Source organism: Agrobacterium sp. SORGH_AS 787 (assembly GCF_030819035.1).
In the GTDB taxonomy this organism is placed as follows: domain Bacteria; phylum Pseudomonadota; class Alphaproteobacteria; order Rhizobiales; family Rhizobiaceae; genus Agrobacterium; species Agrobacterium larrymoorei_B.
On sequence record NZ_JAUTBG010000001.1, the window covers coordinates 712,372 to 732,459 of the forward strand.

Genomic DNA, 20,088 nt, shown 5'->3' on the forward strand with positions numbered 1-20,088 from the left:
ACAGACCAGAGGAGAAGCTCCATGCAGAACCGAACACTTGGCCGCACCGGCCTTTCCGTCGCGCCTATCGTTTTCGGTGGCAACGTCTTTGGCTGGACCGCAGACGAGAAGACTTCCTTTCAACTGCTGGATGCCTTCTTCGATGCCGGCTTCAACGCCATCGACACCGCAGACGTCTATTCCGCCTGGGTACCCGGTCATCAGGGTGGAGAGTCCGAAACGATTATCGGCAAGTGGCTGAAGAGCGGCTCCGTGAAGCGCGACGATGCGGTTATCATCACCAAGGTCGGCTTCGACAATAATGAGCGCAAGACGGGACTGAGCGCCAACTGGATCGCCACGGCCGTCGAAAATTCTCTCCGTCGGCTGCAGACCGACTATATCGACCTCTATCTCGCCCATAAGCCGGATGATGCCGTGCCTCTGGAGGAAACGCTTGGCGCCTTCGCCCAACTGAAGGAGGCCGGCAAGGTTAGGGCCATTGGTTGCTCCAACTACGACGCTGAGCAACTCCAGGGTTCACTCGAAGTCGCCGAAAAGACGGGACTTGGTCGCTTCGATGTTCTTCAACCGGAATACAATCTCTTAACCCGCGACAAGTTTGAAGGCCCGCTTGCAGATCTTTGCGCCCGCGAAGAAATCGGTGTCATCAATTATTACAGCCTCGCTGCGGGTTTCCTGACCGGCAAATACCGCACCAAAGCCGATACCGAAGGCGTCGCTCGCTCTTACCGTGTCGCCAATTATCTCGATCCTCGTGGGCTTGCGATTCTGGGCGCCATGGACACGATTGCGGCGGAGACCGGCGCGCGACATGCCGATATTGCGCTGGCCTGGCTGTTGGCAAAACCGTCCATCACCGCACCGATCGCCAGTGCCACGAGCCTTTCGCAGCTGGAGAGTTTCAAGCGCGCGGTCAACCTTCGCTTGAGCGATGACATGATGCGGCTGTTGGACGAAGCCGGAGCCTGACAGAGACGATGACACTGACGATCCGCGATGCCACCAGCAATGACCGGGATGATTGGCTCCGCCTGTGGAAGGCCTACCTCAAATTTTACAAGGTCGATCTGCCAGACGACGTGACCGATCATACCTGGGAGAGGTTATTGGACCCGGCATCGCGGCTTTCCATCCGACTTGCCGTTCTGGACGGCACGGTCGCAGGCTTCGCCATCCACCATTTTCACGAATCCACCTGGGCGAAGACGCCGGACTGTTACCTCGAAGATCTCTTTGTCGATGGCGCGATCCGCGGCAAGGGCATCGGTCGTGCACTGATTGAGGATCTCATCCGCATCTGTCACGAAAATGGATGGTCGCGGCTTTACTGGCATACGGATGAAGACAATCACCGTGCACAGGCGCTCTATGACAGCTACGTAAAGAGCGATGGCCATATTCGCTACAGGCTTAAATTCTAGAGCACGTCGACAACACGTGCTGGCCAGCATGCATCGCAGCCGAGCGTGAATGACCCGGCAAGTCGACAAAACAATTGCCCCAGACTTGTCTCGAATATGAAGCGCCGCGCGGGACAACAAAGCCCCGCCTGCGGCTATTTTCTCACTCAGTGATCCTGCTGGAAAGTGCGAAGATCGGCCACAACCCTGCACTGAAGACCGCTCGGCTCATAGAGAACCATGACCTTGCTGCTTGAGACACCGGATACGCCTGCCTTGATCAATCGAGAGCCCGCCCCTTCGCGGTCTGGCGAACGCACAGGTGGACCATTCTTTTCCTGCCACAAGAATTCGAATGTCTCCCGGTCACCGTCAACGACGCGCCACGAAATCTCGATCTTGCCGTCCGGCGTTGAAAGTGCCCCATATTTCACCGCATTGGTGGCTAACTCGTGCAGAATAAGGGAAAGCGACAGCGCCGGACGGGAGCCGACGTGGATCTCCGGCCCATCCACACTAAAGCGAGGTTCGTTCGGGTCTTCATGGACCGCCAGCATCTGCCCGACAAGATTACGCACCGTCGAGGAGCCAAGTCCTCCTTGAATCACCGTATCATGGGCGCGGCTCAAGATATTGATGCGCTCGGCGAGTGTCTGTCGCGCCACAGTCATATCCGGTGCCGATCGCAAGGTTTGCGATGCTATAGCCTGAACCATGGCAAGCTGGTTTTTCAGGCGATGCCCCAGTTCATGCGCCACCAGTTCCTTGTGCCGCTCTTCGGCCAGGCGCTCGGTCACATCCTGCGCCTGAACCAGTATCCCGAAAATATCGCCCACGGCATCGCGCATCGGCTGATAGACCAGATCGATCAATCGGTCCTGCTTTTCGCCACCCGGTCCACGGTTCAGTTCGATCGGCTGACCTCTCGCGACAAAGGGTTGTCCGGTCTTGTAGACCTCATCGATCTTTTCGATATGCCCCTGCCGCACCACTTCCGAAAGCGCCTCGGCAAGAGGCTTCCCGATGACATCACGCCCGGCACCGATGATGGAGTAGCACTCCTCATTGGCAAACTCGAAGATGTGGTCGGGGCCGATCAATGTGGCAATACCGCCGGGAGAGAGCTCGAAGACCTGTCGCAGGCGCTCTTGCTGCAGTTTCTGCTCACGCCGCAACAGCACCTCGCCGGTGATTTCCGAGCACGCGCAGAACATGCCAAGCACAGTCCCTGAATGATCACGGACCGGCGTATAAGAAAAGGCAAAATGCGTTTCCTCCGCATAACCCTTGCGATACATCGTGAACTCGATGTCATCCATCGAGGTGCCCTGACCAGCATAGGCTGCACTGATGATGGGCTCGACCTTGTCCCAGATGTCGAACCAGAGATCCTGAAACGGCTTTCCGAAGGCGTCCGGATGACGGTTACCGCACATGAGCGAATAGCCATCATTATAAAGCGTGATCTGCTGTGGACCCCAGACAATCAGCATGGGCTGAAGCGAGCCCAGCATGACATTGACCAGCACCTTCAGTTCGACGGGCCACGCGTCCTTTGGTCCAAGGGGATTGTTGTCCCAGTCAAACTCGCGAAAGATCCGCCCACATTCGCCGCCGCTGACATAGTGCAAAGACATCCCCTTGGAGCAAGCGTATTAAGGCAGCATCTTTTTCGAGCACGCCACCGCATTAATATTCCGAGTACCAAAAATCGCATTAAGCCCCGACCGAAAGTTGGCATTGCCCCAACGGCAACGACCACTCAAATGCCGGACCCATTCAAATCAGAAGCACCATAGCCGAATAAAAATGAACGTGCCAGAGAGCCCGCAGATGGGCAAAGTGTTGGAGGCTGCGGAGATTTGCAACACGGCAATCGTCGTCTTTGGGCGCGCGTGCTGGAGGCCCCGGATTAGACACGGTTACGCCCAAACATGCCGCCGCTCGCCGTTGAAATCTTTGAGAACCCAGTCTTCCAACACCCCAAACCTCTTTAGCCGGCGCTTCATCGAAACCCTGTATTCGCGCAGGACCGCAATTCGCATAGTTTTCAAGGCAAAACAGAATTTTACGCTTGCATGGTGCCATGGCTGTGGCTATGAACGGCCCGCTTACCACAGCGCGCCGGAGAGGTGGCAGAGTGGTCGAATGCACCGCACTCGAAATGCGGCATACCTGCAAGGGTATCGTGGGTTCGAATCCCACCCTCTCCGCCACTGGTAACTACTTGATTTTAAAGAGAAATTCGCCGTTTTCGGGATGTTCCTACCCACGGATATACCCGGCGAATCATGTATCTCACCTATCGAAAATCCGGCGTCCGCTTCCAGATCGCCGTTCCTGCTGATCTCCACTCCCGACTCGGGCGAACCCCGATCCGAATCCCGCTGGGGACGATCTCGGCTACCTCCGCGAGACGGATCGCCCGTTTACTCTCCGGTCACGCCGAGCGCCTATTCATCGCCGCGAGATCACAGGAGATGAATGCCATGTCGAAACCGGACCTTCGAGACGCCCTCATAGCCGAGCTACAGGGCCAGCTCGCCGAGATGGCCGACCAGTTCGAGGAGTATAGGACGAACTCGGAGCGGCTGCTGGCTGTCGAGACCGAGAACGCCCGCCTGACGGGTCAGAACGAGGTGCTGGCGACCGTCGTGCCGATCGGCGAACACCTGGGCGCCCTTGCGGACGGCATGGAAGCGTTGGAGGCGAAGGTGCGCACTCTCCCCCGCACGCAGCAGGGCGGCGTCGAGGATGCCCTGGCCCTCCTGCAAGATCAGATGACGTCGCTGTCACAGGCCGTCCAGATGTCGCTCGACGGAGGCCCGGTTCGCCCACTCTTGTCGGAGGTGCTCGAAGACTGGGTCGAAGTCCGCAGTGGCTTCGGTATCGCGACGAAGAAGATCGACACCGACCGGAATCGCGTTCTGGATTTCATCGCGTTCGCCGGGGACAAGCCCGCCAACAAGTACACATATTACGACGTCCAACGGTTCGCGAACCTCCTCGTGCGTGTGCCAGGGAACTACTCGAAGATACCGCACCTCAAGGGCAAGCCTCGGCAAGATGCGGCGGACTATAATGACCGGCTGCCCCCTGAGGACCGATTGCCGACGCTCTCCGTGAAGTCGATCGAGGACAACTACCTGTCGCCCCTGAGGGTCCTCTTCCGCGACATCGCGGCGGAGCACAGCTTTCGCTCGCCACTCACCGACGTCGAGATTCGCATCTCCTCGGACGCAACCCCATCGGTCGAACGCCTCCCGTTCGCGGTCCCGGAATTGAACCGCTGGTTCGCGCACGCGGCGAAGGAAGAGCGGGCGGACATGAAGTGGCTGCCGCTGCTCGGTACCATCACAGGCGCCCGCATAGCGGAGCTCATCTTCCTTCAGGGGAAGGACATATATCGCATGCGAGGCGACGACGGCACGGAGTGCTGGGTCCTTGACCTTCGGACAGACCTCATCGCCGAAGGCGGCGGGACCCAGAAGCGCAAGACGAAGAACAAGCCCTCGCGGCGCCTAATCGCCCTCCACGAGACGTTCGAGACGCTGGGCTTCATCAGGTATACCCAGTCCCGTCAAGACGACGAATGGCTGTTTCCTGCCGCTTTCTACTACGGAAAGCGGCGCGTCTCCGACCCTGCCGACGCAGCCAGCAAGCGGATGAACCGAATGCTCAAGGACGTCGGTATTCATGAGAGGCAGGTGCAAGTGTTCCACTCCACCCGCCACACCGCAAAGGACATCATGCGGATGGCTCGCGTAGGTGAGCGAACCCATGATCTTCAAACGGGGCATGCACTCGACACTGTCTCGAAGCGCTACGGCCTGAAGCATCTCGGACAGCAGGAGCTTGAAGTGCTGCGCAGCCTGCCACTCCCCGAAGGTCTTGACCTCACCCCGTACATGAGCGAGGACGCGCCCTCATCGTGAACCGGCGCCGTCGCCTCGCGGGGGCTTCGGCCCCCTGCCGCGCTCCGCTTGGCCTCCTCCACCCTCATTGGCGGGGGCCTAGTCCGGTGCAGGGCTCAGATGCGGCCAAGGGGCCTTTCTAAGACCTACACCGGGGGCGGTAGGATTGGGTCGCTCCGGTCCGTCAATCGAAATAGACGCGCACCGGGTCGCTGCGCTCCCGCACCCCTGCGCATCGATTTCCATTGACCGCCCTCCCGCTTCGAATGCCGCACCTCGAGACGTCGCGTTAGATCTTTGTTGGTCCTCTGCCTGGGCTATCCTGGGCTCCACCCTTTGAATCTGCTATAAAAACCTTGTAAAACAAGGCTTTATGGAGATTTCCATGGAAACGACAACGACGACAATCAAGGGCATCGCGTTCGACGTGCTGGTGACGGAAACGACGCACCGGGACGCGCGCGGCGTCCTCTTCTATCTGGCCGTGATCGCCATCAGGAGCCGTAAGACAGGCGTCGAGCGTGAGGTCCGCCGGTCCCGGCTGCCCGGAGCCGGGAAGGAACTCGCTCGCGACGTTCAGCGCATGGGCGTCCGCGCACTCGACAAGCTGGCAGCGTGAGGAAGGTGACGGGCATGCAGTTGCAGTACATCTACGAGACGACATTTCCGTGGGAGCCAGACGCAGGCGTCTTTCCGGGGAGCGAGGCGTCGGCGCTTGGAATGACAACGGAGCTTGTCGCCGTCCGGGACGGCCAGATCGCCGACGAAGACGAGACGGAGGCCCGGATTGAATTGCTCATCGTGCGGCGCGGCGACGGTTGCGCGTATTCGTGGGAAGTCCTCGACGGCGACACGGACAAGACGATAGCGGAAGGCGAGGCGTCGACGCTGACGGACGCGAAGAAAGCCGCCGAGGCGTCGGCGTGGCATGCTGCCGAGCGGATCGCCGGACGTCGAATCCAGCGAGCGGAAGACTGGCTTGACGAGGCGGCAGCCAGTGCGGCGGCGTTTGTAGCGGCGGAACTCGCCCGGATGACACCACGGCGCGGCAACGAATCCGGGTGAGTACAGATACGGGACGCCCCGCTAGAAGCACTGTACGGCCTTCTCTGGCCCTCCTTTTTACCCACGCGGGGCCATCAGGCCCCGTTTTCGTGTCCGACACCTGTTTTTGCGAGTCCGTCATAGAAGGCGACAACGGCCTCCGCCAGAGCCTCGACGTCTGCCTTCGCCGGGGTCCCGCTCGACATCAGGTCGATGTACGAGGCGTCGAGCGCGTCGAGACGCCGCCGCTGGTCTTCCGTCAGATGCCCGAGCGCCCTGGCGTTGCCATGCAGTTCCATTTCCATGCCATTCTCCTTCACTTCCTGCCGGGGACCGGCGCGTTGTCGGCATCGACGGCGGGCGTCGGTTCATCTTCGAACGTCGGCGCGACCCGCGCCGCCACAAGTGCGCGCTCCCGGAGCGTCGTGCGATCCGCGCCGAGGCCCAGCATGCGGAGAGCCGTCCGGTCGTCGGAGGCGATCAGTGCCCCGAGCCAGAGCCGTGCTTCCTCCGGCACCCGCTGCAACATCTGTTCCCGCGCTTCCTCGCCGCGTCGCATCGAGCGGCTGTCGAGATCGCGCACGAGGCGCTTCCACGGACGAGGCGCAGGCGTCGGCCGCAGTCGCGGCGTCGAGATCGGAAGCGGCGTTCGTGCGGGTTCAGGTTCGAGGCCACGTTCCCTAGACCACGCTTCACGTCCGTTAGGATAGCCGGCCGGTGGGTCCCACGGCGACCGACGAGGCCGGAGCCGAGGCTGCGGCAAATCGTAGATGAGAGCCGGGACCGGCGGCGCGAGGGCAAGCACGGCGGAGAGCAGCGCGAGGATCTGTAGCATCATCTTGCCTGCTGGGTCCGCTCGACGTTCGCGGCGGCGCGCGAGATCGCGCCGTAGTTCATCGACGCATGTCCGACGTCGCTTGTCTTTCGAATCCTTGCTCATGCCGACGCCTCCAATCTTCCAACAGCATGCGTGCCGGCTGGATTCGAGGCAAACCCGGACGGGCGTCGCGGCGCCCGGACGAAAGATTCGATGCCGATTCCGGGTAGGTTGGGATACGTCGGCGGCGTTCGGACGAGCTTAGAAGGCCACTTCCGGCGTCCTCATTTTTGGATTCCGGCGATTCCGGGAGGCTTTCAGCCTCTGGGCACCCCGGAGCCAGAAACGCCGAACGCGGCGTTGAAAGCAGAAAGGGAGGCCGGAGCCTCCCTTTCAATCCGCCTCACGGCGGGGAACAGTTGTGAACCTTGGAAATCATCCGTCGATCCAAACCATATACTTCAGAGCCGCCATACGGCGGTGGACTGAAATCTCTGCGTGTGCAGAGGCGTCGCTATTCTCTATGTAGAACGGTACATCCCTGCGTTTGCAGAGAAACGTGCCACGAGAGCAACGAACGGTCAGCGCCTCGGGACATCCCTGCGCATGCAGGGCGTTCGTCTTGCTGACCAGATCACCATGACGCCCGCCTTCGATTTCCGCAAGCGTAGAACTACCCTGTTTTGCAAGAAAGTTGACGCTGGTTAACGGACTGTAATTGTTGACAATACAGCCAGTCACCGCCGCCCCGGTGTGGGCTTCATGCCGAACCCCGCACCGAGGGATGGTTCCGGCTCCGGGGGGCGAAGGCGTTGCACCTCGCGCCGCGCGGCGTCGCGCTGCACCGCTGTCTCCGCGAGAGCGCCGTCGAGAGTCCGGGCGCGTTCCTCGGCCTTCCAGCGAAGCGACTCGGCGGCGCTGGCCCGCTTGTCGGCGGCGTCGGCGCGGCGCTCGGCAGACGACGCCTGGTCGCGCAGCCGATCCATCTCCCCGGCGACCGTTGCGCGGATACGGTCGGCGACACGGCTCTGGCGAAGACCGTCGAGAGCCGTCCGCAGCATCGACGGCAATCTCTGAAGTCTGGCCGACGCTGCGCGGACCTTCGCGGCTTCCTGTCGGACACGGCTCATCATGGAGCGCGCCTTCTGTTGCTCGGCCACGGCGGCGTCATGTACGGCCTTCGCCGCATCCGTGGCCGTCTTCGCCTCCGCGAGGCGTCGCACGGCATGGGCCTGCGCGGCGTCGGCATCGGCGCGCAGCGCGGCGGCTTCCGACGCCGCCGTCGCGACCAAGGATTCCGTCTCGGACTTCTTCGTCGCGACGAAGGATTCGACTTTGCTCTTGACGACGGCTGCCCGATCGAGAGATGCCCGAAGGGCGCGGGCCTGGACCTTCTCCCGCTGCCATTCCGTTCTCGACAGGCGGCGTCCGGCTGGTCCGAGCCTGGTGAGACCGCACGGCTGGGCGACGGCGGCATGGTACGAATCCTGCCATTCGCGCATGGCCCGCTTGTATTCACGGTCGCCGCGCTTGTTCAGCGTCTTGGAATCCTCTCCGTCGGCGGGACCGGCCAGCATCACGGCGCTCTTCGCAGACTGGCCTGGGTGGAGCGCGGTCGCGCGCATCGCAGGATCGTCGGGCAGGACGTAGGCATGGACATGCCACCGGGTTTCGTCTTCGTGACGGACGACCGAGGACAGACGGTCGCCGTATTGCTCCCGGAGCCACGCAACGGTCAGTCTCTCCCAGCGCTCGACTTCCGCTCGCATCGCCGGGTCGCCGCGAACCGCCTCCATCGTCACGGGATGCGAAGCCACAACCGTCAGCAGCGTGTGCTGATCCTGCCGCACGCGCCGTTCCTTGCCGCCTTTCGGCGTCGTGCGAGCGGCATCGGCTGCGGCATCGTGCATCCGTTCGACCTCGTCCACACTCACGCCGTACACGATGACCGGCGGCGCGGGCGTCGCAACATGAAAGGAGGCGGCGGGATCGCGACGGGCTTCGCCGAAGACGAAGGACGTGGAGCGTCCCTTCGAACCCTTCCGGGAGAAGCACTCCATGTGCACGAACTGATAGGCCATGCCTGCTCACTCCACGAAGAAGGCGACGGCTACGGCGGTTGTCCTGGCCCCGGTCGCCATGTCGCGGATGAGGATCGACCATTGATATTGCCCGGCAGTCCGGGGGCGCCCGGAGAAGATGCCCGTCGCGCTGTCGAATGAGAGACCGGCAGGAAGCGGCGTCGCGGTCGCCAGCGCGTATTCGTACCGGCCAGAACCGCCCGAGACGTCGGGGAGTAGCAGCACGGACTCGCGCACGCCCCACGCGTATCTGTTGCCTCTGTAGGTCACGACCGGCACCTCAGCAGGTGGCGTTGCCGGAGGTTCGGCGATCGGAGCCGGCGTCGTCAGCACGCCCGACGACGCCGACCTCCATACGACGGACCCCTCGCTGGCGGACGCCGTATTCGTGAGAAGCGCCGCGACGATGACAGACGTGATGATGTTCTGAACGTTCAACATGATGTTCCTCCGGTGTCGGTGGAAGAATCGTGACCGCCGGCGGAGCCGGAAACAAACCTGTAGAGACGGACTAATGCTTTTCCGCTCCCCTTCGGGGTGCTCAAAGCGTCCGCTCTCCGAGGGCGCTCGCGCGGCGCCTGGCCGGGGCATCGTCGCCGTCCTCCCGGACGACGAGACCTGACACGTCAGGTCATAGTGACGACGGTTGCCCGACGTCACGCCGCGATGCGGCAACCATGCTCCGGGGGCTGACCCGGAACATGGGCGGCAGACGCCCGCCACTCAGCCCAGCGGGCTTCGCTCTCGGAGAGGTCCGCCCGCATCTTCGCCCATCGCGCCAAGACGGCGGGCGCTTCGAACGGAATCTCGTCGTCTTCGTCGGTCGTTCGAGGCACCAGACGGACGACCGTGCCTCCCTCGAAGAGCGCGGCGAGGTCCGCCGCGTCCTCGTCAAGCTCTTCCGGCGGCACTTCCTCGTCGACGTTTCCGGGTGCTGGGACAGTTGGCCTACATGTGTGGACTATATAAGCTTCAGCGGCTTCCGCCGCTTCGCGTATATCGTCGGACGACATGACGGCCTCGCGAGCCATCTGGGCCACCCGGAGCGCCTCCTCCGGCTCCGGCCCCCAGTTGTCGTCCCACATCTCGCGTGCGGCACGCTTCCACGCTTCGATGTCGCCGCCGGCCTCGCCGAACGGTTTCGTCGGATCGTATCGCTGTACCATGATCAGAGGCTCCGCCCACGGCGAGTGCCGCCACTGGGGCAGCGTCATGCCGAGCAACATGTTCGACGGCGGCGCCTTCTTCTCGACGTCGGTCGCGGCGTCGGATTTTTCGCTGTCCTCGCTGTCCTTCTTCTTCTCGTCGTCCGAATCCTTGTCCGACTTCTTCCTCTTCCTCACGCGCATCAGCCGGCCGTCGCCACGTCCGACATGGACGCGCACGACCTTTTCCCCGGCTTTGTCGAGCGCCTTCATCCAGTCCTTGAAGTCGCCGAGCGGCTGGCAGAGCTTCAGCCGCTGGGTGGCCTGGTACAGCCACACCAGTTCATCGGTGGACGACCGTAGCGTGTCGTTCGGCTTGGAGCAGTACTTCACCAGTTCCTCGACGGAGTCGACCTTGCCGTTGTCCTTCCACCATGCGCCGGTCGCCTCATATGTGAAACGAAGGAAGTCTTCCCAAGTCTTGCCCTTCTCCTTCAGCACCCGCGTCGGCCAGTACAAGACGTTGGCGTGGACGTGGTATAGCACCGTGGCCGCACCGTACCGCTCCGACAGGTTCGACGCCTGGCCGCGAGCATGAGCCTCAGCATCGCGCTCCGCAGCCGTGGCGCGTGTGAACTCAATGCCCCGGTACAGGACTTCCACCCCGTACTTCTTCTGGGCGTTGTGCGCCCACCTCGAAATGCGCCGGTTCAGTTCCTGGATCGCACCGCGCATGTCGCCCTGAAGGTTCGCGCTGAACGGGACCGGCTCCGAGCAAGTCATGACCGCGTATCTGAAGTACTTCGAATGCTTGTGTCCGCTGATGAAGAGTTTCAGCCCGTTCACTGTAGGCCGTCTGTCGCGCGCGGCGACGGTCGGTAAGAACCGGCAGGCACGGTAGACGCGCTGCTGTTCGACCACGCCCGTGACCGCCCCGATAAACGTCACGTCGCCGTCGAGGACGACGTTCACGCCGGCCCCGGCCAAGGCATCGGCGATGTGGGCCGTCTGCCGCTCCAGTTCCGCCGAAGCCGCCTGACGCTGCGCCCAGCCCACCGGGTCCATAGCCCACCCGGTATTCGCCCGCAGCACGTCGTCATGCGTTTTCTTCGACGGAAACGCGACGGACGCCTCTAGCGACTGGAGAGCCGCAGCGGCCAGTTCGCCCAGAACACGCTTGGCTTTCTTGGGCTTGTCAACATTTTTGGCTGGCTGGATATAGTTCGGCGCGGCGTCGCAGGGGTCGTATCCGAGCCCCCGGCTCAATTGCCCGTCAAATGGGGCTTTACAATCTCACGGCTATTGTTCACCATTTGAGAACAGTCTCCTGAAAAAGCCGTGTAGGGTCCCATCCCTTCGACCACGGCTTTTTTCATGCTCGATCTTCGGCGAGAGACCGTCAAGCTCAGTCGGAAGCTAGCTAATTGTTGACAATGGCCGGGGTATCAAATACCCACGCTCGTACCCGAGCGGAAATTTCGATTATTAAAAATCAATAGTTTATGCGGAGAATGGTAGAGAGTCCCACCCTCTCCGCCATAACGCTCTGCCCTGAGACTATAGCTGTTGGGGCAAACAGCTTCCGGAACAGCTTTTTCGATTGACGCAAACCTATCCTGTCAACGCTACCGATTTCAGCTATTGACCGGGTCCTAGATCAAGCCTTTTTGGTGGGGCCGCTCCATCGTGGTACAGTCGAAACTCTTCCAAGCATAATTTTCTCCATGCAGCGCGAGCAGTGGATCGTCGATTTTGTCTCTCTCGATCTCCACGACGTGAACGTCGCATAAGAGATCATTTAAATCACGCTACCTATCGGCCCACACGCTCTCACGACATGCAGCAGACTTCTGCTTCCAATGCCAAGGAAAGAACTGGTGCTGACAACCACGGAGAGTTGACGGCTGCAGAATGCGCGCGGATTTTACGCCTCGCAGCGTTGCAAAATGTCGTCCGCCACCCCCGTTTGCTTGGTGTCTCGTCCTGCACGCCATGACGGCCGAGTCAGGCCGTCATGATTTTTTGTGCTGTTCAGCCAAAACCCATCAAGACCGCGGCGGCAGGATTGGAAGAGGTTCTGCGCGACCGACGATGAAGGCGTATGAGAAGGCGCCGACGAGCGCCATGCCGGCCGCCATCATGAAGGAGGGGGTGTAGCTTCCGCCGAACATATCCAACAGGAAGCCGAAAAGCAGCGGGCTGATGATGCCGGCGATGTTGGAGGCGAAGTTCTGGATGCCGCCGATCGAGGCGACGTGGCGGGAGCTTGGCGCGACATCGGCCGGCAGCGACCAGATGCCCGTCGCGGCAATGGCGAGGCTGCTGTAGGAGATCGCCAGGAAGAACAGCGCCATGTAGAGCGACTGCGTCAACGATGCCGGCAGGATGGCAGCGCCGCCAAGCATACCACCGACCATGATGATCTTGCGCACGGTGGTCACATTCGCGCCATTGCGGATTGCCCTATCGGCCAGCGCGCCGGCAATCCAGGCTGTGACGACCGCGGAGAGGCCGGGCAGCATTCCATAGAGACCGAGTTCCGCGAGGTTGAGGCCGCGCGCGGTCTTCAGGTAGCTTGGGAACCAAGTGAGGAAGAAGTAGATCACGAAGTTGAGGCAGAAGAAGCCGATCATCATGCCCCAGATGGTGCGGTATCTGAAGAGATCGACCCATTTGATCTTGGCAGCTTCGGGATCGTCGTTCTCGACGGTTCGCCCACCATTCTCGATAATGTAGCGGCGCTCCAGGTCGTTTGCCCGCTCATGCTCGGTGGGATCGCGGTATGTTACGTACCAGAAGAAAGCCCAAATGATGCCGACGGCGCCGAGGATGATGAAGGAATAGTGCCAGGTTGCCACAGCGATAATGGCAGTAACGATGGGCAGCGCCAATACGGTGCCGACGCGGGAACCGGAATCGATCACTGCCGTTGCAAAGGCGCGCTCGCTCTTTGGGAACCACCGGGACGCGGCTTTCGTGGCAGACGGATAGGCCGGGGCTTCGCCCGCACCGAGCGCAAAACGAACCGCGAAGAAGGTCCAGAAGCTGTAGGCGAGCGGCGTCAATGCGGTGAAGACCGACCACCACACGGCGGCGAGCGAAAAGGTCTTGCGCGCGCCAAGCTTGTCGGTGATCCAGCCGGCTAACAGCATCATGCCGTCATAGGCCCAGAAAAACGCCCCGAGGATCAATCCCTTCTCGGTGTTGGTGAGGTTCAATCCCAGTTCGGAGTCGATGAAGGGAAGTGCAACACTCATATTGGCGCGATCGAGATAGTTGATCGAAATGCCGATAAAACACATGAACAGAATAAAGTATCGAACTTTTGTAGCGCCTGCAGGCGCACTTTTTGGGTTTATCATGACATCGAACCTCCCAAGCATGATGAACTGACCGCAGGCCGCGGAATTGCTCTGCTTCAGAGGATAGAGCAGATGGCACCGATCTTTTCAGAACGGTGAAAGGCCTTCGGCATACCGGGCAGCATCAAAAGAAAACAAGCGTCATCCAGTGATGGCCAGCGTCATTCATTTATCAATCAAATCTCCACCAGTAAATAGACGAAACGAGTGCTCATTGCTGGGAACGATAGGTCGCGGTTCACGAGGGAGCCGCAGCACTTTCCTGCGGCCGCGAGTGTCTGACTTGCTGTCTTTTACAGCAAGGTCTACCCCTAGCGATTGAGCCAAAGTTCAGCGGGAGGATACTGCACGAGCTCTTCGCTCAGCCTATGAGCGCCTGAGCCAAAAGGCGCGCGGCAGCTTTGAGACTGGGTGCTTTACTACACTAGCTGTGAAAGGCCATGCGCCCAAGGGCTCTCAGGCGCTTATCGTATTCCGTGTATGGTGGATCAGAACGGCTCAGATAAAGGGCAGTTCAATGCCCGGCCTTTTTTGCTGATGGCCACGCACTCATTATCGCGCAACAAGCTCGATCTTCAATGGAGAAGCGCCGTTCACGATATCAAGCAAGCGGTCGATGTTCGGGTGCGCGCCGGGACGGCTCTTTGCATCGACGGTGTGCTCGGCAAAAACATCAAGCCCGTGGATCGCTGCGTCCTTGCTCAGCACCCCGAAGGATTGCTGGAGATATTGATAGACTGAGAGAGAACCTTGCTTGCCCGGCTGGTTCTCGATGGTGGCGACGACCTTACCGTCCACATCGATAAGATTGATCTGCGCCAACCCCTCGATCGAAGGCAGCAATTGCAAATTATCCTTGAAGGCAGCCGTGGGCTGGATCATGATCGGGTTCTCCTCGTGTCTGTTTCGCCAGCGTTTAGCAGCTTCATCACGCCGCCGCCACAGGCATCCAACCCGCTTTTCAATCGGCGCTTTCGCTCGTTTTTCCGCGGACACAAAATCCGCCATTGCCTGTCGGCGCAAAGGCGCTATCATCTTGTCGCTGTAAGATCATTGTCTTTGGGAGGAGCAATAGATGAGACGCATGTGGCCAGAGGAATTTTCGGCGCTGCTCGACAATGCCGAGGAAGTGAACCTCTCCATTCCACCGGCAGAGGCCGGCAGTGGCACCAGAGAGCCGACCGCGAGAAAAGCTCTAAAAGCTCGCATTACCCAAGACGCCTTCGAGAAGATCTGGCCCCTGGCGGAAGCGCGCTACCGGCTGGACGGCAAGCTTTCGGGCAAGGCGATCACGCTCATTGCCAACAACCCGCATTACAAGCAGTGGCACCCTTCTGATGGCGGGAGCGAAGAAGACGTAGCAGACAGCGGTCACACATACACGACACGCTACGTGATCGTGCATTTCCTACTGGACGACGTGTGCGAACCCGTCGAGGCCTAACAAAGGCTTGATCGGCTCTGCGAAGCGGTCAGTCATCCGATTGGCGCGTAAGAGATCAGCCAGCGGCAGCCTTAAGCTGCCGCGGCATGCATACCGCCCCTCACGGACCGTGTCGTGGCGAATTGCCCCACCATCTGCGCCAGCCTTTCGGTCTCGTGCACCAGTGTTTGTGCTGCCGCGGTCGTCTCCTCAACCATTGCCGCATTCTGCTGGGTCACCTTGTCCATGGCATCGCCAGCTGCAGACACTTCACGCAGGCTCACCGCCTGTTCACGTGCCGCAGCCGCAATCCTGTCGATGATGGCGCTGATGCCGCCCACCTGTTCGCAAATATCCTTCAGCGACATGCCGGTTTCGTCCACGAGCTGAACGCCTGTCGTGACCTGAGCTGATGATGTGGAGATCAGGGCCTTGATCTCACGTGCGGCACCGGCCGATCTCTGCGCCAGTTCGCGCACTTCCTGAGCGACGACAGCAAAACCCTTGCCGGCCTCTCCAGCGCGGGCCGCCTCCACCCCGGCATTCAGCGCCAATAGGTTCGTCTGGAATGCGATTTCGTCGATCACGCCGATGATGTTGCCGATCTTTGCGGAAGATCCCTGAATTTCGCTCATCGCACTGATGGCGCGTTCCACCACAACACCGCCATTTTCCGCATTGGTTTTTGCCAGGGATACGGTCTTTTGGGCATGGCTCGCACCATCGGCCGTTCCGTTGATGCCGCTCGCCACTTCACCAAGGGCTGCAACCGTTTCTTCAAGCGACGCGGCCTGCTGCTCCGTGCGGCGGGCAAGATCGTTGGAGGCACTTGAGATTTCAAACAGGCCCGACTGAATGGTGCCGACGCTTTGAATCACCGCGTCGATCGCCTGCTCAAGGGTGGAAACCGCACTGTTGAAATGGTCCCTGATCCGATCGTAGCGTGGATCGACTGCGCCGATGCGTGCCGTGAGATCACCCTTGGAAAGCGCATCAAGCCCCGTGGATATCTGGCGAAAGGCATGCTCCATCGCCTGCGCTTCCGTCATGCGTTCGGCCTCGCGTTCACGCTGCATGTGCTCGGCCTGCTGTCTTTCCCGATTGGCTTCGGCCTCGGCATGGATACGGGCACGGTCATTTTGCTGGAACACCTGCAGCGCACCGATCATCTCGCCGATTTCATTATCGGTCTTGGCAAGCTTCAGCTGGGTGTCGGCCTCTCCCCGTGCCAGCCGCGCCATGGCCTGCGCCACCTGCATCATCGGCCGCGCTACGGAGCGCACCATGAAGAGCGCGATCGCCATCGCCAAGACAAGGCTGAACAGGCCCGCACCCCACATCCATGATGTGCCCTGGCTGCCCTGACGCTCCGATCTCGAGGCAATTTCGCCGGCGATCTTCACGATGCCATCGGTGACGCTTTGCAATGTGGAAACGACCAGCGACGCCTGCTGGTCGGATGTGGTCAGATTGGTCTTCATCGCGTCGAAGGACTGACGGAGTTGCGCGAGATTGGCCGTCACGTCGGTCCCGGAGGTTTTCGATAGCATGGTGCCCAGCGCTTCGGCCTTCTTCAGGCCAGCCGCAATCACCTCCGCGGACTCTGGCGACGGCTGGACGCGATAACGTTCGACCTGGGCAAGCGTGTCCTTCAAGACGTTGCTGAAATTGCGCGCCGTGCCGGAAATGATGCGTGCCTTGGAGCGGGCCTTGTCCTTCTCGCTTTTGGCGGCAAGTTCGGTCTCGGCGGATTTGCGCAGCGCTTCGTCGAGCGCCTGGGTGATGGTGGAGATTTTCGAGAACAGCGCAAAGTCCTGCGTCGAGACCAGCGCGGCACCATTGTCTTTGGCAATCGCACTCTCGATATCCGAGAATGTTTCTGCCAGATTGCTGATGATTGGCTGGATGTCCGGTGTCCCACCGAGTTTCACGACTTCAGCCAAACCCGCCTCGGCCCGCGCCATCGGCGCCTTAAGCTGATCGGTCGAAATCTGACCGCCCTGCCCCGAGGCGCGAACCAGCGCAAGCTCGACTGCATTGGCGCCTTCACTGAAGGTGCTGGCGTTCTGAATCAGAATGCGAATGCTGTTGAGTGTCACCAGCGCATTGTTGGAATTGGTCTCCGCCTGGTTAGCGATATCCTGAGACGTCTTTTCCGTCTGCTCGGCGAGCGTCACCATACTGCCCGCCGCATCGCGCAAAGCCACACCGGCCTTCTGAACAGCATCCTGCGAGGCAGCCAGAGCTTTCACCGCGTCAGACGTCTTGGCGATGCCGCTGGAAAGCTCAGCCTTTTCGTTCATGGAAAGAGCAAGCACGTTCAGCTTCGATTGCGCCGTATCGAGAGCACCGACAGCCTCGTCAATCCATTTGGGATCCTTGCTGACAAGATACTGAATGATCGCGCCTTCTGCCTTGTTCGCGCCGATCAAAACCTTCGAGGTATCCACTGTCTGGGATACAGCACCCGTCAGGCTTCCCATCCCCCGGATACCCACAACGGCGACCAACACGACAGATATCAGCAGCAAAGCCATACCACCCGTCGTCCTGAAACCAATGGACTTCACCTTTTGGGATATTGTCATGCTCTTACTCTCCCCCACAGCGCTTAGCCGCCCAAGCATCGGCAGACCCTAGAGGAAATGGATAAAAAACATCTTAAATACCGAATGCTTGTAAACCAAACCGGTCCATGGATGTCTTTGAAAGGCGCGGGTACCAACTGGAATACATTATATCGAGCGGTCGCCGCTCCTCCACGCATGATGCCATCGGGCCGTGAGGTCGTCCCTGAGTTCCGCACCGGGAAATCATGACTTGGTGTCTAGCACATTTCCACGTCTCGGCACCTTCCACCTTCGCCAAGGGACACAGTCCGTTCGCCAAGAGATCGGTGGCCTTGGAACGCAAGGCGAATGCTGACGTTTTGAAGACAATGTCATGGATGAAGATACTGCTCGACCTTTCGACAAATCGAAATAAGACGCTTCTTTCGTCCGGCATGCGATCACACTTGATGGATTATCGAATGGACGTCCGCACTCCCTCTGAAGTCGAAAGCCATAGTCTCTCAAAAGACGAGACCGCCAGCAGGCCCATCCCGCGGCCAATCTCAGATCACGGTATCGTCGGCGATCTGGCAACACTGGCGCTTATTGCCAGAGACGGTGCAATTGATTTCATGTGTTGGCCAAATTTCGATAGCCCAACCATCTTTGCCGGCCTGCTCGATCCGGACCGAGGTGGTCTCTTTGAAATCCTGCCGGATATTCCCGATGTTCGGATCGTGCAGCATTATCGGCCAGACACCAATGTGCTGGTCACTCGCTGGATGGGCGAGAATGCCAGCGCCGAACTCACGGACTTCATGGCCGTCAGGGAAGACAGCGCCTCAACCTCTACGAAATTGGTGCGGCGACTGAAAGTGACACGCGGGACGGTGGCCATCACGTTACGCTGTGCGCCCCGGTTCGACTATGCAAGGCAGAAGGAAACTGCCGAGATCGATGGGCACACCGCGCTGTGGCGGCCCAAGCACTGCGACGGGATCAGGCTCACGTCCAATCTCGCGCTTCAGACGCTCGATGGCGACGTTATCTGCAAGGAGAAGCTGACCGCTGGAGAAACAGCCGATTTTATTCTCACCGGTGCCGACGAAGAGCCAATGAACTTGGCGGACGTCGCGGGGTTCGAGGACGCGACAATCCAGTATTGGCAGGACTGGGCTGCGCAATCGTCCTATCGTGGTCGGTGGCGCGAAATGGTGACCCGCTCTGCCCTGACGCTGAAACTGATGACGTCACGCCGACACGGGTCGATCATCGCCGCCGGAACCTTCGGGCTACCAGAGGCGCCTGGCGGAATTCGAAACTGGGACTATCGCGCCACCTGGATCCGCGACGCATCCTTCACGGTCTATGCTCTGATGCGGCTTGGCTATCAGCAGGAGGCGCAAGACTTCACATCCTGGATCGGCAAACGCGCGATGCGATGCGGTACAAATGGAAAGCTCGACATCATGTATGCCGTCGACGGGAGCACGGTCGCGGATGAGGTATCTCTCGATCACTTAAGTGGATATGGCAGAGCCCGACCCGTGCGGATCGGAAACGGCGCGGCGAAACAGGTGCAACTCGATATCTATGGCGAGTTGATGGATGCCGTCTATCTCAGCAACAAATATGGCCACGCCATTTCCCATGATGGGTGGAACGGGGTGCGAGACATCATCAACTATGTTTGCGAACATTGGGAGGAGCCTGATGCCGGCATCTGGGAAATGCGGCGCGGCCCTCAGCATTTCCTGCATTCGCGCCTCATGTGCTGGGTGGCCGTCGACCGCGCTATTCGCCTGGCGAGCAAGCGATCGCTCGCGGCACCCTTCAGCCGGTGGATCGATGTTAGAAACAATATCTATGAGGACATCTGGGCAAACTTCTGGAACGAGGAGAAAGGACACTTCGTCCAGACCAAGGGTGGCGACACCCTCGACGCTTCTCTGCTGCTGATGCCGCTTGTGAGGTTCGTAAGCGCCACGGATCCGCGCTGGTTGGCAACTCTGGACGCGATCGGTGACACGCTTGCCGATGACGGCCTTGTTCATCGCTATAAGAGCGAAGATGGGTTGAGCGGTCAGGAAGGATCGTTCTCTGCCTGCTCGTTCTGGTATGCGGAATGCTTGGCAAGGGCTGGTGATGTGAAGAAAGCGCGTGCGACCTTCGAAGCACTGTTGAATTATGCCAACCACCTGGGCCTCTACGCAGAAGAGTTCGATCACTGTGGTGAATTGCTCGGAAACTTCCCACAAGCGTTTACGCATCTGGCCATGATTAGCGCAGCCTTTTACCTGGACAGAGAGCTTGACGGCACAAGTCCGCAGCAATGGCGGCCTTGACA

Annotated in this window: 16 protein-coding genes, 1 tRNA gene and 1 pseudogene; 8 read left to right on the forward strand and 10 right to left on the reverse strand. The window is 60.2% G+C overall.

Annotated elements, in window-relative coordinates:
• Window positions 1–21: 21 nt before the first annotated feature.
• A complete protein-coding gene (locus tag QE435_RS03085; protein WP_349040210.1) occupies window positions 22–972 on the forward strand; it encodes an aldo/keto reductase in 951 nt (316 codons plus the stop codon).
• A gap of 8 nt (window positions 973–980) precedes the next feature.
• Window positions 981–1,424, forward strand: coding sequence for a GNAT family N-acetyltransferase (locus tag QE435_RS03090; RefSeq protein ID WP_349040211.1), 444 nt, complete (start codon window positions 981–983; stop codon window positions 1,422–1,424).
• 146 nt (window positions 1,425–1,570) lie between these two features.
• Here the strand turns inward: QE435_RS03090 and QE435_RS03095 are convergent, their stop codons facing one another.
• Window positions 1,571–3,034: an HWE histidine kinase domain-containing protein gene (locus tag QE435_RS03095; protein WP_349040212.1), complete on the reverse strand. Its 1,464-nt coding sequence runs from the start codon at window positions 3,032–3,034 to the stop codon at window positions 1,571–1,573.
• A gap of 495 nt (window positions 3,035–3,529) precedes the next feature.
• On the opposite strand from QE435_RS03095, the gene QE435_RS03100 reads away from it, so the two are divergent.
• The 4 genes from QE435_RS03100 (at window position 3,530) to QE435_RS03115 (ending at window position 6,382) form a co-directional block, all read left to right on the forward strand.
• A tRNA-Ser gene (locus QE435_RS03100) sits at window positions 3,530–3,619 on the forward strand.
• A gap of 273 nt (window positions 3,620–3,892) precedes the next feature.
• Entirely contained in the window at window positions 3,893–5,338 is a 1,446-nt protein-coding gene (locus QE435_RS03105; RefSeq protein ID WP_349040213.1) for a site-specific integrase, read from the forward strand.
• Window positions 5,339–5,702: 364 nt separating this feature from the next.
• Window positions 5,703–5,936, forward strand: coding sequence for a hypothetical protein (locus tag QE435_RS03110; protein WP_349040214.1), 234 nt, complete (start codon window positions 5,703–5,705; stop codon window positions 5,934–5,936).
• Window positions 5,937–5,950: 14 nt separating this feature from the next.
• Complete coding sequence (locus QE435_RS03115; protein WP_349040215.1) at window positions 5,951–6,382, forward strand: hypothetical protein; 432 nt, start codon at window positions 5,951–5,953, stop codon at window positions 6,380–6,382.
• 74 nt (window positions 6,383–6,456) lie between these two features.
• Here the strand turns inward: QE435_RS03115 and QE435_RS03120 are convergent, their stop codons facing one another.
• The 8 genes and pseudogenes from QE435_RS03120 to QE435_RS03155 all read right to left on the reverse strand — a co-directional run bounded on the left by QE435_RS03120 (window position 6,457) and on the right by QE435_RS03155 (window position 14,648).
• The gene (locus QE435_RS03120) at window positions 6,457–6,666 is read right to left on the reverse strand and encodes a hypothetical protein (protein ID WP_349040216.1); all 210 of its coding nucleotides are present in this window, start codon (window positions 6,664–6,666) and stop codon (window positions 6,457–6,459) included.
• An 11-nt stretch (window positions 6,667–6,677) separates the two neighbouring features.
• A complete protein-coding gene (locus QE435_RS03125) occupies window positions 6,678–7,301 on the reverse strand; it encodes a hypothetical protein (RefSeq protein ID WP_349040217.1) in 624 nt (207 codons plus the stop codon).
• 614 nt (window positions 7,302–7,915) lie between these two features.
• Window positions 7,916–9,259, reverse strand: coding sequence for a hypothetical protein (locus QE435_RS03130; protein ID WP_349040218.1), 1,344 nt, complete (start codon window positions 9,257–9,259; stop codon window positions 7,916–7,918).
• A gap of 6 nt (window positions 9,260–9,265) precedes the next feature.
• Window positions 9,266–9,700: an Ig domain-containing protein gene (locus QE435_RS03135; protein ID WP_349040219.1), complete on the reverse strand. Its 435-nt coding sequence runs from the start codon at window positions 9,698–9,700 to the stop codon at window positions 9,266–9,268.
• 215 nt (window positions 9,701–9,915) lie between these two features.
• Window positions 9,916–11,670 carry a hypothetical protein gene (locus tag QE435_RS03140; protein ID WP_349040220.1) on the reverse strand — a complete coding sequence of 585 codons (1,755 nt, stop codon included), beginning with the start codon at window positions 11,668–11,670 and terminating at the stop codon, window positions 9,916–9,918.
• A 226-nt stretch (window positions 11,671–11,896) separates the two neighbouring features.
• Window positions 11,897–12,176, reverse strand: a pseudogene (locus tag QE435_RS03145) (DUF6429 family protein).
• A gap of 273 nt (window positions 12,177–12,449) precedes the next feature.
• Window positions 12,450–13,766, reverse strand: a complete 1,317-nt coding sequence (locus tag QE435_RS03150; RefSeq protein WP_082546522.1) for an MFS transporter — start codon at window positions 13,764–13,766, stop codon at window positions 12,450–12,452.
• A gap of 552 nt (window positions 13,767–14,318) precedes the next feature.
• Window positions 14,319–14,648, reverse strand: a complete 330-nt coding sequence (locus tag QE435_RS03155; RefSeq protein ID WP_349040221.1) for a DUF2322 family protein — start codon at window positions 14,646–14,648, stop codon at window positions 14,319–14,321.
• Window positions 14,649–14,850: 202 nt separating this feature from the next.
• Here QE435_RS03155 and QE435_RS03160 point away from each other — a divergent pair, with 202 nt between their 5' ends.
• Window positions 14,851–15,210 carry a hypothetical protein gene (locus QE435_RS03160; protein WP_349041118.1) on the forward strand — a complete coding sequence of 120 codons (360 nt, stop codon included), beginning with the start codon at window positions 14,851–14,853 and terminating at the stop codon, window positions 15,208–15,210.
• A gap of 71 nt (window positions 15,211–15,281) precedes the next feature.
• Here QE435_RS03160 and QE435_RS03165 read toward each other — a convergent pair whose 3' ends face one another.
• Window positions 15,282–17,777, reverse strand: a complete 2,496-nt coding sequence (locus QE435_RS03165) for a HAMP domain-containing methyl-accepting chemotaxis protein (RefSeq protein ID WP_349040222.1) — start codon at window positions 17,775–17,777, stop codon at window positions 15,282–15,284.
• A gap of 443 nt (window positions 17,778–18,220) precedes the next feature.
• On the opposite strand from QE435_RS03165, the gene QE435_RS03170 reads away from it, so the two are divergent.
• Entirely contained in the window at window positions 18,221–20,086 is a 1,866-nt protein-coding gene (locus tag QE435_RS03170) for a glycoside hydrolase family 15 protein (RefSeq protein WP_349040223.1), read from the forward strand.
• Window positions 20,087–20,088 lie beyond the last annotated feature (2 nt).

What these genes read in the sequence shown, in the direction of transcription:
- QE435_RS03150 (WP_082546522.1), bottom strand. Translation starts at nt 13,766, where the DNA reads ATGATAAACCCAAAAAGTGCGCCTGCAGGCGCTACAAAAGTTCGATAC.
- QE435_RS03105 (WP_349040213.1), top strand. Translation starts at nt 3,893, where the DNA reads ATGTCGAAACCGGACCTTCGAGACGCCCTCATAGCCGAGCTACAGGGC.
- QE435_RS03165 (WP_349040222.1), bottom strand. Translation starts at nt 17,777, where the DNA reads ATGACAATATCCCAAAAGGTGAAGTCCATTGGTTTCAGGACGACGGGT.
- QE435_RS03090 (WP_349040211.1), top strand. Translation starts at nt 981, where the DNA reads ATGACACTGACGATCCGCGATGCCACCAGCAATGACCGGGATGATTGG.
- QE435_RS03120 (WP_349040216.1), bottom strand. Translation starts at nt 6,666, where the DNA reads ATGGAAATGGAACTGCATGGCAACGCCAGGGCGCTCGGGCATCTGACG.
- QE435_RS03085 (WP_349040210.1), top strand. Translation starts at nt 22, where the DNA reads ATGCAGAACCGAACACTTGGCCGCACCGGCCTTTCCGTCGCGCCTATC.
- QE435_RS03115 (WP_349040215.1), top strand. Translation starts at nt 5,951, where the DNA reads ATGCAGTTGCAGTACATCTACGAGACGACATTTCCGTGGGAGCCAGAC.
- QE435_RS03160 (WP_349041118.1), top strand. Translation starts at nt 14,851, where the DNA reads ATGTGGCCAGAGGAATTTTCGGCGCTGCTCGACAATGCCGAGGAAGTG.
- QE435_RS03110 (WP_349040214.1), top strand. Translation starts at nt 5,703, where the DNA reads ATGGAAACGACAACGACGACAATCAAGGGCATCGCGTTCGACGTGCTG.
- QE435_RS03170 (WP_349040223.1), top strand. Translation starts at nt 18,221, where the DNA reads ATGGACGTCCGCACTCCCTCTGAAGTCGAAAGCCATAGTCTCTCAAAA.
- QE435_RS03155 (WP_349040221.1), bottom strand. Translation starts at nt 14,648, where the DNA reads ATGATCCAGCCCACGGCTGCCTTCAAGGATAATTTGCAATTGCTGCCT.
- QE435_RS03130 (WP_349040218.1), bottom strand. Translation starts at nt 9,259, where the DNA reads ATGGCCTATCAGTTCGTGCACATGGAGTGCTTCTCCCGGAAGGGTTCG.
- QE435_RS03125 (WP_349040217.1), bottom strand. Translation starts at nt 7,301, where the DNA reads ATGAGCAAGGATTCGAAAGACAAGCGACGTCGGACATGCGTCGATGAA.
- QE435_RS03135 (WP_349040219.1), bottom strand. Translation starts at nt 9,700, where the DNA reads ATGTTGAACGTTCAGAACATCATCACGTCTGTCATCGTCGCGGCGCTT.